This is a genomic window from Deinococcus radiopugnans ATCC 19172 (assembly GCF_006335125.1).
In the GTDB taxonomy this organism is placed as follows: domain Bacteria; phylum Deinococcota; class Deinococci; order Deinococcales; family Deinococcaceae; genus Deinococcus; species Deinococcus radiopugnans.
Map to the genome: position 1 here is coordinate 1 of NZ_VDMO01000044.1, position 14,745 is coordinate 14,745.

The following is a 14,745-nucleotide window of genomic DNA, read 5'->3' on the forward strand; positions in this document are numbered from 1 at the left end:
ACGGCTCGGAAGAACTGCGCCATGTGCTGCGGTGGGTTCCGAAGAGAATCAGCGAGATCCTACACGTCTTGATATGCCCTTTTCCCGCACTGGGACAGCCGGAAACTGAAGTTGTCAGCTACTGAGGTGCGGATAGACCTCACGCGGGCTGAGGGCACCACACTCGCCGTGCGCCGAGGCATGGGCGCTGGTGGCATCGTAGGCATCCAGAATGCCCGGGAAGGTGAACTGCGCTTTGGTCAGTGTGACGTAGACCTCGGTGTGGGCGGGTTCCTCACGCAGGGTCAGGCCTCCCGTGGGCGTCAGGGGGCCGGTGTAGGGCACGCAGACCTCCACCGGGCCGTCGTTATCGGCGTTGACCTGGCCGTGGTAGACGACAAAGGGGACGCCCGCAATCTGTGCGCCTCCCGCCTGTACGCGCCGGGGCAAGGACTTGAGTTCCGACTCGATAAAACAGGGCAGTTCCTCCACCCGCAGACGGCGGGACACGGTGGCGACCTGCTGGGCGGGAACGAAACGCTGCTGAACATGGAAGTGCTGGGTCATGCCGGGTTCTCCTTTAAGGCTGCGGAGGATGTAGCGGGCCAGTTCACGCCGCTGGATATGCTGGCTTTCGGCTGCCGTCCAGTGCACCCAGATCATGTCGGGCTGACAGGCTGCCGAGGCCTCTAGCACGGCACGGATCTCGTTCAGCGAGAGGCCGAGTTGCCTGAGCAGCCCGATCAGCCGGGCCTGCGGCAACTGCCGGGCCGAGTAGTAGCGGTAACCGCTGTTCTCGTCCACCCGTGCGGGCGGCAGCAGGCCCAGTTCGTCGTATAGCCGCAGGGCTTTGAGGCTCAGGCGGCTGGCCTGGGCAAAGACGCTGATGGTCATCTCTGATGGTGTGGTCAAGGAACTCGCCTCCGAAGGTGCCCTCAGCTTGAGGGCTGCCCCAGGGGCCGAGTCAACTCCCCGGCCCAGCGGCTAGTCTGTCGCCATGACGCCACTGCTGCTGGGCCACCGGGGAACGCCAAAGATGCATCTGGAAAACACCATGCCGGGCTTTCAGGCTGCGCTGGACGCCGGGCTGGACGGCGTGGAACTGGACGTGCGGCGCCTGAAGGACGGCACGCTGGTTATTCACCACGACGAGCACCTCAAAGACGGGCGTGCCCTGCCGGAAATGAACGCCGCCGAACTCCCCGACTACGTGCCCACGCTGGACGAGGTGCTGGAGTGGGCGGCGGACACCGGCGCGTACCTGAACGTGGAACTCAAATACGAACGGGCGTGGCCCGATGACCGCGTGGCCCGCACGCTGAACGCCATCCGGGCGCATGGGCTGGCGGGGCGGGTGATCGTCAGCAGCTTCAATCCCCTGCTGCTGGCCGCCGCCCGCCAGCACGCGCCGGAGATCGAACGCGGCTTCCTGTACCACCGTAGCTACCGCCTTGGGCCGTTGGATCTGGTTCCGCTGGTGCTGCGCGGGCTGGGGGCCGCCGCCTCGCACCCGCACCACACCCTGATTGACGCCGCCCTGATGGCGGGGGCGCGGGCCGGGGGCTGGCGGGTCAACACCTGGACGGTCAACAACCCCGCCGAGGTCCTCCGGCTGGAGGCGTTGGGCGTGTCGGCGCTGATCGGTGACCGGCCGGACGTGCTGCTCGTCTCGCGCTGAGCCGCCGCCCAGGACGGCCCACCGGCCCTCCAACTTGACAAGGCCATGATGAGAAGGGCCTAATCTAAGTCCATGAAAAAAATAATGCTGACGCTGGCCCTGCTGGGACCCGCCATCGCGCAGACCGCTCAGGCACAGACCACCGTGGAATTCTGGCACTCTTTTGGGGACGCCAAGCGCACCGACTGGATCAAGGGTCTGGCCGACGAGTTCAACAAGGCCAACCCCGGCGTCAAGGTGGTGCCCACCTACAAGGGCAGCTACAACGACAGCCTGCAGGCCACCATCCTGGCCGCGCGTCAGGGCAAGCCGCCGGCGCTGGTGCAGATCTTCGAGGTGGGCAGCCAGCTCGCCCTGGACAGCGGCGTGTTCCAGCCGGTCAGCGGCATTAAGAACGTGGATTTCAGCGATTACATCAAACCCGTGATCAACTACTACACCATCGGCGGCAAGGTCAACAGCCTGCCGTTCAACTCCTCCTCGCCGGTGCTGTACTTCAACAAGGACCTGATGAAGAAGGCGGGACTGGACCCCAACAAGCCGCCCACCACCTTCGACGGCCTGCTGGCCGCGTGCAAGAAGATCGAGGCCGCCAAGCTGGGCGTGACCTGCTTCGGCATGAGCCTGAACGGCTGGTTTATCGAGCAGTGGATGGCCGAGCAGGGCGCGACGCTGCTGAACAACGACAACGGCCGCAAGGGCCGCGCCACCGCCACCAACCTGGACAGCGCCGCCGCCAAGAAGATCTTCACCTTCTTCAAGACCCTCCAGGACAACAAGTACTACACCTACACCGGCAAGCTAGAGGACTGGGACGGCAGCGACGCCATCTTCACCAACCAGAAGGTGGTCTTCCACATCACGTCCACGGCCGACATCGGCAACAACGGCGAGGCCGCCAAGAAGGCGGGCTTCCAGATGGGCATCGGCGTGCTGCCCATTCCGTCGGGCAGCAAGCGCAACGGCGTGGTGATCGGTGGGGCCAGCCTGTGGATTCCCAAAGCCGCCAGCAAGGCGCAGGCCGAGGGCGCGCTGGACTTCGCGCTGTTCATGACCAACACCAAGAACATGGCCGACTGGCACAAGCTGACCGGCTACTACCCGGTGCGCCAGAGCAGCATTGATCTGCTGCGCAAACAGGGCTGGTTTACCCAGACGCCGCTGCAACTGGTGGCCTTTAACCAGCTGACCAAGACCGTGCCCAGCCCCGCCACCGCCGGCGGCCTGAACGGCGCGGCCATCCAGACCCGCAAGATCATCGAAGAAGGCGTGCAGAAAGTCCTGAGCGGCACGTCCGTGGACGCCGCGCTGAAGGAAACCAAGGCCCGCGCCGACGCTGCGCTGGCCGAGTACAACGCCAACTTCAAGTAAGCCCTCCTGGGCTGCAGGCCGCCCTCCCCGCACCGGGGGCTGGGCGGTTTTTCGGGATAGGGGGGCGGCGGGAAACCGGAGGCTGACACGGCGCACCTCAAAAGGGACTAAATTAAACCTTCAATCCCATTGCTGCGCGTCACCGCACGAACCCAGGAGGTTCCACCCTTGCTCAAACCTGCCCAAACCACCGCCAACACCGAGGCCAATGCGGTCTTCCGGGGCACCGCCATGCCCTGGCTGTTCCTGCTGCCCAGCCTGCTGATCCTGGCCGTCTTCATCTACCTGCCCGCGTTGCAGACGCTGCGGCTGGCCGCATTCAAGGCCAACCTGATTCTGGGCACCGAGCGTTTTGTCGGCCTGCAGAACGTTACCGAGCTGCTGCTCAGTCCGGCCTACCGGCAGGTGGCCCTGCAGACGCTGATCTTCATGGTGCTGACTGTCAGCCTGGGGCTGCTGTTCTCACTGGGGCTGGCGTGGCTGGCGAGCCGCCCGATTCGCGGTTCCAAGTACTACCGCCTGCTGCTGATCTACCCCTACGCCCTGAGTCCGGCGATTGCCGGAACGCTGTGGCTGTTCATGTTCAACCCGGAAATCGGGGTGGTGAACCAGCTGCTGGGCAGCCTGTTCAGCATCAAGCCGCGCTGGCTGGACGATCCCATCCTGGCCTTCGGGCTGGTGGTGGTGGCGGCCATCTGGAAGGGACTGGCGTACAACATCGTCTTTTACCTGGCCTCGATCCAGAACCTGCCCGGCGACGTGATGGAGGCCGCCGAGATCGACGGCGCGACGCCCGCGCAGGTATTCTGGAGGGTGGCCTTTCCGCTGCTGACGCCGATCACGTTTTTTCTGGTGTTCACCAACATCATCTCGGCGCTGTTCGATTCCTTCGCGCTGACCGACATCCTGACGCGCGGCGGGCCGTACTTCCACAACGCGGGCATCACGACATTTCTGGTGTATCAGCTGTATCAGGACGGCTTCGTGAATTTCAAGAGCGGGGTGGCCGCCGCGCAGGCCGCGCTGATGCTGGTGCTGGTGGCGTTTATCACCTTCATGCAGTTCAAGGTGGGGGAAAAGCGGGTGCACTATGGCGGTTAAAACCGATACTTTTACGCCGCCCACGGGCAAAACGGGTGGACGCGGGCCGGGCCGCCGGGGGGCGGTGTGGCCCACCCACGTCGCCCTGATTCTGGCGGTGATCATCATCAGCACGCCGCTGATCTTCGCGCTGATCAAGGCCACGCAGGCGTCCAGTCAGGTGATCAGCCCCAACATGCTGCCCGGCACGTCGTTCATAGACAACCTGAGCAGCATCTGGGTGGACGCCAAGCTGGGGCGCTACATGCTCAACAGCACCATCGTGGCGATCTGCGTGACCACCGGCAAGACCATTCTGGCCCTGATGGCCGCGCTGGCCTTCGTGTACTTCCGCTTTCCCCTGAAGGGCGCGGCCTTCACGCTGGTGCTGCTCTCCCTGATGCTGCCCACCGAGGTGCTGATCATCGCGCTGTTCGATCTGGTCAGCCGCGATCTGAAGTGGGCCAACACCTTCGCGGCCATCATCGTGCCGTTCCTGGCGAGTGCCACCGGGACTTTTTTGTTCCGGCAGCACTTCCTGAACATCCCCACCAGTCTGGCCGACGCCGCGCGCATCGACGGCTGCGGGCCGCTGCGCTACCTGACGCGCATCCTGATTCCGATGAGCTGGAACACGATTGGGGCGCTGGCCGTGATTCAGTTCGTGTACGCCTGGGATCAGTACATCTGGCCGCTGGTGATCGTGCAGCAGGACGAAAAACAGGTGGTGCAGGTGGGCCTGCGCAAGCTGATCGAGGTGGGCGGGCAGACCGACTGGGGCGCGGTGATGGCGGGCGCGATCATCACCATGCTGCCGCCGCTGATCGTGTTCACGCTGTTGCAGGAGCAGTTCAGCCGGGGCTTTGCCCTGAGCGAGGACAAATAGGCGCACGCCCGGGACGCCTCGCCCAGCCCTCTCCAGTCGTGGGGAGGGCTTTTTCTGTGAAGTGGAGAGGAACGGGGCCAACTGGCCTATCCCCACTGTTCATCGGGCCGATGCGCCCGCCCGCCGCGCCGCCGACAATGCCCGTATGACCGAGAAACAACTTTCGCACCGCCTGTCCTACCTGCTGAGGCACGCGCCGCACGAGGCGGGGCTGACCCTGCAACCCGGTGGGTGGGTGCCGCTGGTGCCTTTGCTGGCGCACCTGAACGTGACGCGCGAACAGGTGGAACGGGTGGTGGCCGTTTGTGACAAGCAGAGATTCGCGCTGGACGGGGAGCGCATCCGGGCCAACCAGGGCCACAGCGTTCCGGTGGATCTGGAACTGACGCCCCAGACGCCGCCCGCCGTGCTGTACCACGGCACGTTTCCCGGCGCGTTGCTCGCCATTCGCCGCGAGGGCTTGCGGCCCATGAACCGGCATCACGTTCACCTCTCGCCGGACGTGGAGACGGCCCGCAGGGTGGGGGCGCGGCGGGGGCCAGCCGTGGTGCTGACCGTTCGCGCTGAGCGGATGCACTCGGCGGGGTGGCTGTTTTACCGGTCAGAGAACGGGGTGTGGCTGGTGGACGGGGTGCCTGCGGAGTTTCTCACTGAGTGATGGCGGAGGGATTTGGGATTGCGGTGTCATTCGGGCGGCCCCACCCCCCAGCCCCCATCCCCAGGGGGGACGGGGGAGCGGCGCTGCACTGGGCAGGAGGAGTGGGCATCCTGGGCGGGAGTGGGCGGCGGCCTCCGGGTCTGATGCCCTGCTCCGTGACGCCCAATGCGGCCCGTGCGCTGCGCGCCCGACGGCCTTCGGCTGCTGTTTCGTTGGAGTTTTTGAGTGGCGGATGCTCTGCTCAGGTGGAGTCGATTGGCTCTACGTTCTCGCCTCTGTCGTCTTCAGCTCCTCTATCAATTCCCGCACTGCCCGCAGCATCAGTCCGCCTTCAATGGCCTGCACGCGGGCTTTCAGGGTCTCCAGGGTGTCGCCGGGGCGCACGGGCACCTGCTGCTGGGCCAGGCGCGGCCCCTCGTCGATGCCCGCCGTGACCAGATGCACCGTCGCGCCGGACTCGCTGTCGCCCGCCTCCAGCACCGCCCTGTGAACGCGGTCCCCGTACATGCCGCGCCCGCCGTGCCGGGGCAGCAGGCTGGGGTGAATGTTCAGCACCCGCCCCGCGAAGGCGTCCAGCACACGCCGCCCCAGCTCTCGCATGTAGCCGCTGAGAATCAGCACGTCGGCGTCGGCCTCCCGCAGAACGTCAAGGATGGCGGCGTCCAGCTCGGCAGGTTCTGGGTATCCCGCGCTGCTCAGGTGCGCCGTTTGCAGGCCCTCGGCCCGCGCCCAGTCCAGCGCAGGCGAGCGGCTGTTGTTGCTGATCAAGGCGACGGGGACGGCGTCCAGCTCTCCGGCACGGCAGGCGGCGGTCAGGTGCCGCGCCGCGCTGCCGCCGTGGGAAGCGAGAAAGGCGAGATTTACGGGCATGCTGCGTCCCGCCCCTGTCTCACTGCCCCAGTTCCTGAATCAGGTAGGCGCTGGTCAGAATCCCGTTGTGGTAGTCCCGCACGGCAAAGCTCTCGTTGGGGCTGTGGGGGGCGTCCTCGTTCAGGCCCATGTCCACGAACAGCACCGGGCTTTTCAGAATCTCGGCGAAGTACGCCACGATGGGAATGCTGCCCCCGGTGCGGGCAAAGACGGCGGGCTTGCCGTACACGCGCTGCAGGGCGCGGTCGGCCGCCTGCACGTACTCGCTGGAGGTGTCGAACTTGATGGGCTGGCCGCCGTGCAGCGCCTTGACTTCCACCTTAACCCCCTCAGGGGCGAGTTGCGGCACGTAGTCCTGGATCAGTCGGGTGATATTTTCCGGCTCCTGCCCAGGCACCAGCCGCATGGAGACCTTCGCGCCGGCCTTGGCGGCAATGACAGTCTTGCTGCCCTCGCCCTGGTAGCCGCCCCAGATGCCGTTCACGTCCAGCGTCGGGCGGCCCCACAGCCGTTCCAGCACGCTGTAGCCGGCCTCACCGGGCAGCGCGGACACGCCAATGCTCGCCGCAAATTCGCCGTCGTCCTGCGGCAGGCTGGCCCACATTTCCCGTTCCTCGCCCGTGAGCGGCTCGATGCCGTCGTAGAAGCCGGGAATGGTGATGCGTCCCTGCTCGTCTTTCAACCCCGCGATGATCTCGCACAGGGCGTTGATCGGGTTGGGGGCGGCCCCGCCGTAGCTGCCGCTGTGCAGGTCACGGTTGGCCCCCTGAACGTGGATTTCCACGTAGCTCAGGCCGCGCACGCCGTAGGTGATGGTGGGCACGTCGGCGGCGAAGCGGCTGCCGTCGCTGATCACGATCACGTCGCTCTTCAGCTCGTCGGCGTGGGCTTTCAGGTACGGCACGATGCTGGGGCTGCCGATCTCCTCCTCACCCTCGATGAAGAATTTGACGTTGATGGGCAGTTCGCCCTGCGACAGCAGCAGCTCCACGCCGCGAATGTGGGCGTAGGCCTGCCCCTTGTCGTCGGTGCTGCCGCGCGCGTAGATGCGCCCGTCGCGCACGGTGGGTTCGAAGGGCGGCGTGAGCCACTCCTCCAGCGGGGCCTCGGGCTGCACGTCGTAGTGACCGTACAGCAGCACGGTGGGCTTGCCGGGGGCTTTCAGGTGTTCGGCGTACACCGCCGGGTGACCCCCCGTCTCGTCCACCCGCGCCGTGAAGCCCAGCGATTCCAGCTTGCGGCGCAGGAATTCGGCGGCCCGGGTCATGTCGGCCCCGCGTGTGGGATCGGCACTGACGCTGGGAATCCGCAGCAGTTCGAACAGTTCGGCGTTGGCGTCGTCGCGGTTCAGGGCGCTCGAAAGGTCAGATTGGGTCATGGGGCCGATGATAGAGGCTGACGGCTGGGCGGGGCCAACGTGGGAACGGTTGCGCCGTGCAGACCCCGCACCGCGCCCCATTCTCATCAAGGTTGCTTCAGGTATACTCAGCCTAAGTTATGGCCTCGGACTCTAAACATCGCCCGGTGTATGTGATCTCGGTGGCAGCGGAACTGGTGGACATGCATCCACAGACGCTGCGGCTGTACGAGCGCAAGGGCCTGATCCGTCCCGGGCGCAGCACCGGCAAGACCCGGCTGTATTCCGAGCGCGACATCGAGCACCTGCGCGAGATTCGCCGGCTGACCCAGGAACTGGGCGTCAATCTGGCGGGCGTCGAGGAAGTCATGCGCCTGCAGCACGAACTTGACGACCTGCAAGGCGAGTTCGAGGCCGAGATCACGCGCATCGAGGACGAGCTGCGTGACCGGGCCACCTCCCGCGCCCTGCCCAGCAGCGAGGAGGGCCGCACCGATCCCAAGGACCGCCCCGTCTACGTGATCTCCATCGCGGCCGAACTGGTGGACATGCACCCCCAGACGCTGCGACTGTACGAGCGCAAGCAGCTGATCAGTCCCGGGCGCAGCAGCGGCAAAACGCGGCTGTATTCCGAGCGCGACATCGAACACCTGCGCGAGATCCGGCGCCTGACCCAGGAACTGGGCGTCAATTTGGCCGGCGTCGAGGAGATCATGCGCCTGCGCCATGAACTGGACGGCGCGCGCTCCAACCTGGAGGGCAACGTGCGCCGCATTCAGGACGACCTGAGCGAGCGCATGACCCGCCTGCGGACGCTGCCCTCGCCGGAAGCCACAGAGCTGACAGACGCAGGGCCGGCAGACGAGCCCGTGTCCAGCGAGGGCTAGGCAGAGGTCCAGGCCGACGCCGGCATAATCGGACGCCGGACGCGGCGGAACAGACGAAGGGCAATAGACGGACGCCTTGCAAACGGTACAATTCTGGGTGTGTTCAGCGGCCCCACTTTCCGGCACCCCCCCTTCGCCGCCCAGCGACAGCACGGGAGAGTGGCGTTGGGGGCGGCACGGGGCTGTCCGGGGATGTCCGCCTCCTGCCCCGCCGCCGGGGTCACGCCTTGAGGGAACTGTGGGTCATCGGGGACGTCCACGGCGCGTACAGCAAGTTGAGGGCCATGCTGCTGCGGGCGGGCCTGATCGATTTCGACGGCGGCTGGACGGCGGGGGACGCCCATCTGGTGTTTCTGGGCGATTACATGGACCGTGGCTCCCGTGGTGTGGAGGTGGTCCGCCTGATCCGCAGCCTGGAAGTGCAGGCCAGCGAGCATGGCGGTAAGGTCACCGCGCTGCTAGGCAACCATGAGGTCATGTTTCTGGCGGCGATCCTGTTCCGCCGCTCTGACCCGGAAGACGCGCTGGGCTTCCGCGACTACTGGCAGAGCAACGGCGGCCAGGACCGTGATCTGACCCTGCTGGACCCCGGCGATCTGGCGTGGCTGGAGGCCCGGCCCGCCATGGCCCTGGTCGACTCCTGGCTGATGGTCCACGCCGACAGCACGATGTACCTGCGGCTGGGCACCACCATCGCCCAGGTCAACGGGTACGTCCGGAGCCTTTTGCGAGGGCGCGACGCGGACGCCTGGGGATCGTTCCTCAATTCGTTTGCCGACCGCTTCGCCTTTGTGGTAGGCGGCGGCGAGCGGACGGCCCGCCGGACCCTGTCCACCTTCGGCGGCCAGCACCTGGCGCACGGTCACACGCCCGTGTACGTGCTGCTCGACGAGTATCTGCACGGGCCGACGCTGGGGGCGGGCGCACCGATTCCCTACGCCGAGCGGCTGTGCGTGGCCCTGGACAGCGGCATGGCCTACCGCGACGACGCCGGCTTCATCGCCCGCCTGGATGACCGTGGCATCGCCGAGGTGATCTCGAATCCGGGCAGCGGCCCGGCGTACTGAAGGGCTGGCAACACGAAGGGTGCATCTTTACTCGGCTGTCCTGTATACTCTTCCCTTATGACCAAGGCCGAGAAATCCAGCAGAAAGTCCAGCAAGACACAGGATAATGCCCAGAAGCAGTCTGCCAGAAAGACTACTAAGGCTGCATCAGGAATGAATAAAACTGCAGAGGCGGCTCCTGTTCTGCTGACGTCGGAGACCCTGCCTGCCCCGGTGATGGCGGGCCGCGACTTCCTGAGCAATCTGGACATGACGGCTTCCGAATTGCGCGCGGTGATGGACACCGCCCACAGCATGAAGCGCGGCGAGTGGCGCGGGGTCAAACCGCTGGCGGGCCTGTCGCTGGCGCTGGTGTTCGAGAAGTCCAGCCTGCGGACCCGGACCACCTTCGACGTGGGCATGTACCAGCTGGGCGGCCACGCCATCACGCTGTCGAACACTGAGATCGGCCTGGGCACCCGTGAGCGCGTCAGCGACGTGGCACGCAACCTGGAACGCTGGGTGGACGGCGTGATGGGCCGGGTATACCTGCAACAGACCCTGCACGAGCTGGCCGATCACGCCGCCATTCCGGTGATCAACGGCCTCTCGGACATGTTGCACCCCGCGCAGCTGCTGGCCGACTACCAGACCATTGAGGAAGAGTTCGGCACCGATCTGCGCGGGCGGCGGGTGGTGTACATCGGGGACGGCAACAACCTCGCCAACAGCCACATTCACATGGGGATCCTGACGGGAAGCGACGTCACCATCGTGACCCCGGTGGGCTATGAACCCAACGCGGGCGTGCTGATGGACGCGGTGCAGCAGGGCACCCGCATTACCCTGACGCACGATCTGGCCGCCATCGAGGGCGCGGACGTGCTGTATACCGACGTGTGGATCAGCATGGGCATGGAGGCCGAGGCCGACATCCGCCGCCGCGCCTTCCAGGGGTACCAGGTCACGCCGGGGATGCTGGATACCCTGGCCCCGGACGGCATTTTCCTGCACTGCCTGCCCGCCCACTACGGCGAGGAAACCGTGCCGGAGGCTACCGAACACCCCAAGAGCCGCGTGTTCGATCAGGCCGAGAACCGCCTGCACGCGCAAAAGGCGCTGCTGTACCACCTGCTGGGCGGCGCCGAGCCGAGGTGGTGAAACAATAGGCCGCATGGTGCAGGCTCTGGAATGGCTCGATCTGGTAGACGAGAATGATCAGGTGGTCGGCCAGATCACCCGTGACGACGCCTGGGCACAGCGGCGGGCAGTGCGGATGGTCAACGCCTTTCTGGTCAACCGGCGCGGTGAGCTGTGGATTCCGCGCCGCACCGCCTCCAAACGGATGTTTCCCAACTGTCTGAATATGAGCGTGGGAGGCCACGTCGAACGCGGCGAAACCTATCTCAGCGCCTTCAAGCGCGAGACGCACGAGGAACTGAATCTGAACGTGGACGCGCTGGACTGGCGGAAAATCGCCGCCTTTTCGCCGTTCGAGACGGGACTGAGCAGCTTCATGCGCGTCTATGAGATCAGGACTGACGCCGCGCACGACTTCAATTCCGCCGACTTCAGCGAGGCGTGGTGGCTGACGCCCGCCGAACTGCTGGACTGGATTGAGGCGGGCGAACCGGCCAAGGGTGATCTGGCCGAGCTGGTGCGGCGGTGCTTTCCATGAGCGCCCACCGCGTCGTTCTGCGCCACCTGCGCCATGAAGACGCCCCCGCCTTCGTGGCCTACCGCAACGATCCCGAAGTCGCCCGGTTCCAGGCATGGACGCTGCCCTACACCCAGCGGCACGCCACAGCGTTGATTGACGCCATGCAGGCGCGCACGCCAGGGCAGCCGGGCTGGACGCAACTGGCCCTGGTGAACGCGCAGACGGACGAACTGATGGGCGATTTCGCGGTGAACGGCGCTTCCCCCAGCGAGGGCGTACAGGCCGAAGTCGGCTTCACGCTGGCCCGGCACGCCCAGGGCCGGGGGCTGGCCTCCGAGGGGCTGGGGCTGCTGCTGGCACACCTGTTCGGCCCATACGCCCTGCACCGCGTTTACGCCCATATCGATCCGCGCAACGCCCCCGCCGCCGCGCTGTTGACCCGCGCCAGCTTTCGCCATGAGGGCACGGCGCTGGAAAGCTACTGGCACCGCGGAGAGTGGACGGACGACGCGCTGTACGGCCTGCTGGCGAGGGAGTGGCAGGCGTGAGCTTAAATGACGCGCCGCATCTGATTGCACAGATTCATCTCCCTCCTGACCATCCCACCGTCTTCTTATACCGACGATTTGGAGAAAATGTCGGAGCTCTGGACGGTAGCACCTTCGCCTTCGCTCGCGCCAAGGAAATCCTCAACGCTTACGGGTGGTGGGAAACATCCGAACCTGTGGGCCTTGGAAGAGGGCAGACGCTGGAAATACTTGACATAGAGCTTTCAGCGCAAATCGTTCAACCCATTCTGGAGAACCCCCCATGACCCCCAAAATCTTCATTGACGGCGAGGCCGGGACCACTGGCCTGCAAATTCGCGCCCGCCTTCAGGGCCGGGACGACCTGGAATTGTTGAGTATCGATCCGGCGCGGCGCAAGGACGCCGGGGCGCGGGCCGAACTGCTGAACGCCGCCGACCTGAGCATCCTGTGTCTGCACGACGACGCGGCGCGTGAGGCGCTGAGCCTGACCACCAATCCGGCCTCGCGCCTGCTGGACGCCAGCACCGCCCACCGCACCGATCCGGCGTGGGTCTTCGGCTTTCCCGAGCTCAACGCAGAGCAGCCGGAACGCATCCGCACGGCGCGGCTGGTCTCCAATCCGGGGTGCTACAGCACTGCGGCGATTGCGCTGATCGCCCCCCTGACGGCGGCGGGCCTGATTCCTGCCGACTTTCCGCTGCACATCCAGGGCTACAGCGGCTACAGCGGCGGCGGACGCGCGCTGGTAGACGCCCACGAACAGGGCACGGACCACCCCATGCGAGGCGATTTCATCAGCTACGGCCTGACGCTGGACCACAAGCACCTGCCCGAGATCGTGCGCTACGGCGGCCTGTCGCGGACCCCCATCTTCACGCCGCATGTGGGCGGCTGGGCGCAGGGCATGACGGTGAATCTCCCGCTGCATCTGGGCGAACTGGGCGTGACGGCGGACGCGTTGTGGGACGCGCTGGCCGCCCACTACGCTGGCCAGAACTACGTGCGCGTCTGCCCGCCGTCGGAGAATCCCGCCGTCCTTGATCCACAGGCGCTGAACGACACCAACACGCTGGAGCTGTTCATCTACGCTTCTGGAGACGGGCGGCGGGCCGTGCTGGCGGCGCGGCTGGACAACCTGGGCAAGGGGGCCAGCGGCGCGGCGGTGCAGAACCTGGAACTGATGCTGGGGCTGTAGGACACAGCAGCCTGCATCCGCTACAGCGCCCGCGTCTGAAAGACCATCACCTCGCTGCCCTTCTCCAGCGGGCCGCCCTGAAAGCTGCCGGTCACGCGCGGCGACTCGAAACCAGCAAAGCGCAGCAGCCACTCCACCTCGTAACGGGTGTAGTAGCGCTGGGTCAGCGTGTAGTGCCGCCGGGTCAACTGGCCGCCGGGCTGCGTGGTGTCGACGTGATACTCGGTGGTGATGTGCTGGCGCACCCGGTCATGCCGCTGCACCAGAAAGATGTCGGTGCGGCTGCCGTCCGGCGCGTGCAGGGTCTCGCCCTCGTGGCGCACGGTGTTGGGTTTGCCAAAGCGCGGCAGGTACAGGTCGAAGGCAAACCGGCCCCCTGGCACCAGATGGGCGCGCAGGTTTTCCAGTGCCCCCAGCTGCTCGTTGGGCGTGTACAGGTGCATCAGCGCGTTGAACGGGGCGATGACCAGCTCGAACCGCTGCTCCAGCCGGAAGGTCTGCATGTCGCCCTGCACCAGCTGGAGCGTCTGCCCGCTTGCGGCGGCCCGCTCCTGCGCCCGCTCGATCATCCGCGCGCTGGGTTCCAGGCCGGTCACGTCCACGCCGCGTCTGGCCAGGTACGCGGTCACGCGCCCGGTGCCGGCCCCCACCTCCAGCACCGGTCCCGTCGCCCGCTCGGCCACGCCCGCGTAGAAGTGCAGGTCATCGCGGTACAGCGTGTACTGGTGGTCATACAGGTCGGCGAAGTCGTCGTAGTTCACACGGACCAGGGTAGTGGCAAAGAGGCCGCAGAGTTTAGGCTGATGCATGCCCCATCCCTTTGGGGGGCCGCCCACCGAACTGCTGGTGCTGGGCAGCGCCCACTTGACAGAACTGACATCTTGCAGTTTTAGGAAAGGACGTCTGGAACGCGCTTTCGGCCCCATAGTGGGGTGTGATCCCAAAAGAACAGCGTTCCAGACGACTTTATTCTGACATCCTGCCCTGCTTTGCCCGCAAGCAACATCGCGAATCGTTCGAGGTCTTCCTCGACCTGCTTCTGGATGGTTCCGGCAGACCCCTGCCGGAACGATCGACGGTCAAATCACCCTCGTCCATCAGTCGCTTCCTCAACCATGCGATCTGGAACACCCGGCAGCTCTGCCGGGTGATGCATCAGCACGCCCTTCAGACCTTACAAGACCTGTGGGGACAACAGCCTCATCAGCGCCCTCGGCTGGAACTGTTGGTGGACCTCACCAGCCTGGAAAAGACGGGCAAGTTCAGCGAACTTGCCGATTGGGTCCACACCTACCACGGCGTCCGGGGGATCCATCTGGTCGTGCTGTACCTATGCTGTGGAGAACTCCGGCTGCCCTGGGCTTTTCAGATCTGGCGGGGGAAGGGGACCGCTTCTCCAGCCCAGCTCGCCCTGAAGTTAGGATAGTTGGCTGGAACTATGCCCGACAGGGGACGCCCTGCGGCTGTGATAGCCAGTCCCGCACCTTCCAGACGTGATCGGTCAGCCCGATCGTCATGGCCGGTGTGCGCTGGAGATACAGCTGACGT

Annotated in this window: 17 protein-coding genes; 13 read left to right on the plus strand and 4 right to left on the minus strand. The window is 65.8% G+C overall.

Annotated features, from left to right (window positions below):
• Positions 1–114: 114 nt before the first annotated feature.
• Positions 115–891 carry a MerR family transcriptional regulator gene (locus FHR04_RS19975; protein ID WP_139404941.1) on the minus strand — a complete coding sequence of 259 codons (777 nt, stop codon included), beginning with the start codon at positions 889–891 and terminating at the stop codon, positions 115–117.
• 85 nt (positions 892–976) lie between these two features.
• Here FHR04_RS19975 and FHR04_RS19980 point away from each other — a divergent pair, with 85 nt between their 5' ends.
• From FHR04_RS19980 to FHR04_RS20000, 5 genes are all read left to right on the plus strand, one after another.
• Positions 977–1,657: a glycerophosphodiester phosphodiesterase gene (locus FHR04_RS19980; protein ID WP_139404942.1), complete on the plus strand. Its 681-nt coding sequence runs from the start codon at positions 977–979 to the stop codon at positions 1,655–1,657.
• A 72-nt stretch (positions 1,658–1,729) separates the two neighbouring features.
• Positions 1,730–3,028: an ABC transporter substrate-binding protein gene (locus tag FHR04_RS19985; protein ID WP_039685455.1), complete on the plus strand. Its 1,299-nt coding sequence runs from the start codon at positions 1,730–1,732 to the stop codon at positions 3,026–3,028.
• 168 nt (positions 3,029–3,196) lie between these two features.
• Positions 3,197–4,129 carry a carbohydrate ABC transporter permease gene (locus tag FHR04_RS19990; RefSeq protein WP_249039243.1) on the plus strand — a complete coding sequence of 311 codons (933 nt, stop codon included), beginning with the start codon at positions 3,197–3,199 and terminating at the stop codon, positions 4,127–4,129.
• Positions 4,119–4,994: a carbohydrate ABC transporter permease gene (locus tag FHR04_RS19995; protein ID WP_139404943.1), complete on the plus strand. Its 876-nt coding sequence runs from the start codon at positions 4,119–4,121 to the stop codon at positions 4,992–4,994. Before FHR04_RS19990 ends, FHR04_RS19995 begins: the two co-directional genes overlap by 11 nt.
• Before the next feature lie 145 nt (positions 4,995–5,139).
• Positions 5,140–5,652 (plus strand): RNA 2'-phosphotransferase, encoded by a 513-nt coding sequence (locus FHR04_RS20000; protein WP_139404944.1) that lies wholly within the window; start codon positions 5,140–5,142, stop codon positions 5,650–5,652.
• A gap of 261 nt (positions 5,653–5,913) precedes the next feature.
• On the opposite strand, the gene purN is transcribed toward FHR04_RS20000, so the two are convergent.
• Both purN and FHR04_RS20010 read right to left on the minus strand, forming a co-directional pair.
• Entirely contained in the window at positions 5,914–6,522 is a 609-nt protein-coding gene (gene purN, locus FHR04_RS20005) for a phosphoribosylglycinamide formyltransferase (RefSeq protein WP_139404945.1), read from the minus strand.
• A gap of 19 nt (positions 6,523–6,541) precedes the next feature.
• Positions 6,542–7,900: a dipeptidase gene (locus tag FHR04_RS20010; protein WP_039685495.1), complete on the minus strand. Its 1,359-nt coding sequence runs from the start codon at positions 7,898–7,900 to the stop codon at positions 6,542–6,544.
• A 119-nt stretch (positions 7,901–8,019) separates the two neighbouring features.
• On the opposite strand from FHR04_RS20010, the gene hspR reads away from it, so the two are divergent.
• The 7 genes from hspR (at position 8,020) to argC (ending at position 13,197) form a co-directional block, all read left to right on the plus strand.
• Entirely contained in the window at positions 8,020–8,766 is a 747-nt protein-coding gene (gene hspR / locus FHR04_RS20015; RefSeq protein ID WP_039685493.1) for a heat shock protein transcriptional repressor HspR, fused homodimer type, read from the plus strand.
• 227 nt (positions 8,767–8,993) lie between these two features.
• Entirely contained in the window at positions 8,994–9,833 is an 840-nt protein-coding gene (locus FHR04_RS20020) for a metallophosphoesterase (RefSeq protein ID WP_139404946.1), read from the plus strand.
• A 153-nt stretch (positions 9,834–9,986) separates the two neighbouring features.
• Entirely contained in the window at positions 9,987–10,973 is a 987-nt protein-coding gene (gene argF / locus FHR04_RS20025; protein ID WP_375782598.1) for an ornithine carbamoyltransferase, read from the plus strand.
• A gap of 13 nt (positions 10,974–10,986) precedes the next feature.
• On the plus strand, positions 10,987–11,490 hold the full coding sequence (locus tag FHR04_RS20030) for an NUDIX hydrolase (protein WP_139404947.1): 504 nt from the start codon (positions 10,987–10,989) through the stop codon (positions 11,488–11,490).
• Entirely contained in the window at positions 11,487–12,020 is a 534-nt protein-coding gene (locus FHR04_RS20035) for a GNAT family N-acetyltransferase (RefSeq protein ID WP_139404948.1), read from the plus strand. Before FHR04_RS20030 ends, FHR04_RS20035 begins: the two co-directional genes overlap by 4 nt.
• Positions 12,017–12,286 (plus strand): hypothetical protein, encoded by a 270-nt coding sequence (locus FHR04_RS20040; protein WP_139404949.1) that lies wholly within the window; start codon positions 12,017–12,019, stop codon positions 12,284–12,286. Before FHR04_RS20035 ends, FHR04_RS20040 begins: the two co-directional genes overlap by 4 nt.
• On the plus strand, positions 12,283–13,197 hold the full coding sequence (gene argC / locus FHR04_RS20045; protein WP_139404950.1) for an N-acetyl-gamma-glutamyl-phosphate reductase: 915 nt from the start codon (positions 12,283–12,285) through the stop codon (positions 13,195–13,197). The genes FHR04_RS20040 and argC overlap by 4 nt, the downstream gene beginning before the upstream one ends.
• A 20-nt stretch (positions 13,198–13,217) precedes the next feature.
• Here argC and FHR04_RS20050 read toward each other — a convergent pair whose 3' ends face one another.
• Complete coding sequence (locus FHR04_RS20050) at positions 13,218–13,958, minus strand: class I SAM-dependent methyltransferase (protein WP_139404951.1); 741 nt, start codon at positions 13,956–13,958, stop codon at positions 13,218–13,220.
• Between the two features lie 173 nt (positions 13,959–14,131).
• Between FHR04_RS20050 and FHR04_RS21125 the strand changes: the two genes are divergently transcribed.
• On the plus strand, positions 14,132–14,623 hold the full coding sequence (locus FHR04_RS21125) for a hypothetical protein (protein ID WP_170214052.1): 492 nt from the start codon (positions 14,132–14,134) through the stop codon (positions 14,621–14,623).
• Positions 14,624–14,745: the final 122 nt, after the last annotated feature.

Excerpts from the sequence above, each read along its gene's own strand:
- FHR04_RS19980 (WP_139404942.1), top strand. The coding sequence starts at position 977 with ATGACGCCACTGCTGCTGGGCCACCGGGGAACGCCAAAGATGCATCTG.
- FHR04_RS19985 (WP_039685455.1), top strand. The coding sequence starts at position 1,730 with ATGAAAAAAATAATGCTGACGCTGGCCCTGCTGGGACCCGCCATCGCG.
- FHR04_RS19995 (WP_139404943.1), top strand. The coding sequence starts at position 4,119 with ATGGCGGTTAAAACCGATACTTTTACGCCGCCCACGGGCAAAACGGGT.
- FHR04_RS20000 (WP_139404944.1), top strand. The coding sequence starts at position 5,140 with ATGACCGAGAAACAACTTTCGCACCGCCTGTCCTACCTGCTGAGGCAC.
- purN (WP_139404945.1), bottom strand. The coding sequence starts at position 6,522 with ATGCCCGTAAATCTCGCCTTTCTCGCTTCCCACGGCGGCAGCGCGGCG.
- FHR04_RS20010 (WP_039685495.1), bottom strand. The coding sequence starts at position 7,900 with ATGACCCAATCTGACCTTTCGAGCGCCCTGAACCGCGACGACGCCAAC.
- hspR (WP_039685493.1), top strand. The coding sequence starts at position 8,020 with ATGGCCTCGGACTCTAAACATCGCCCGGTGTATGTGATCTCGGTGGCA.
- argF (WP_375782598.1), top strand. The coding sequence starts at position 9,987 with ATGAATAAAACTGCAGAGGCGGCTCCTGTTCTGCTGACGTCGGAGACC.
- FHR04_RS20030 (WP_139404947.1), top strand. The coding sequence starts at position 10,987 with ATGGTGCAGGCTCTGGAATGGCTCGATCTGGTAGACGAGAATGATCAG.
- FHR04_RS20035 (WP_139404948.1), top strand. The coding sequence starts at position 11,487 with ATGAGCGCCCACCGCGTCGTTCTGCGCCACCTGCGCCATGAAGACGCC.
- argC (WP_139404950.1), top strand. The coding sequence starts at position 12,283 with ATGACCCCCAAAATCTTCATTGACGGCGAGGCCGGGACCACTGGCCTG.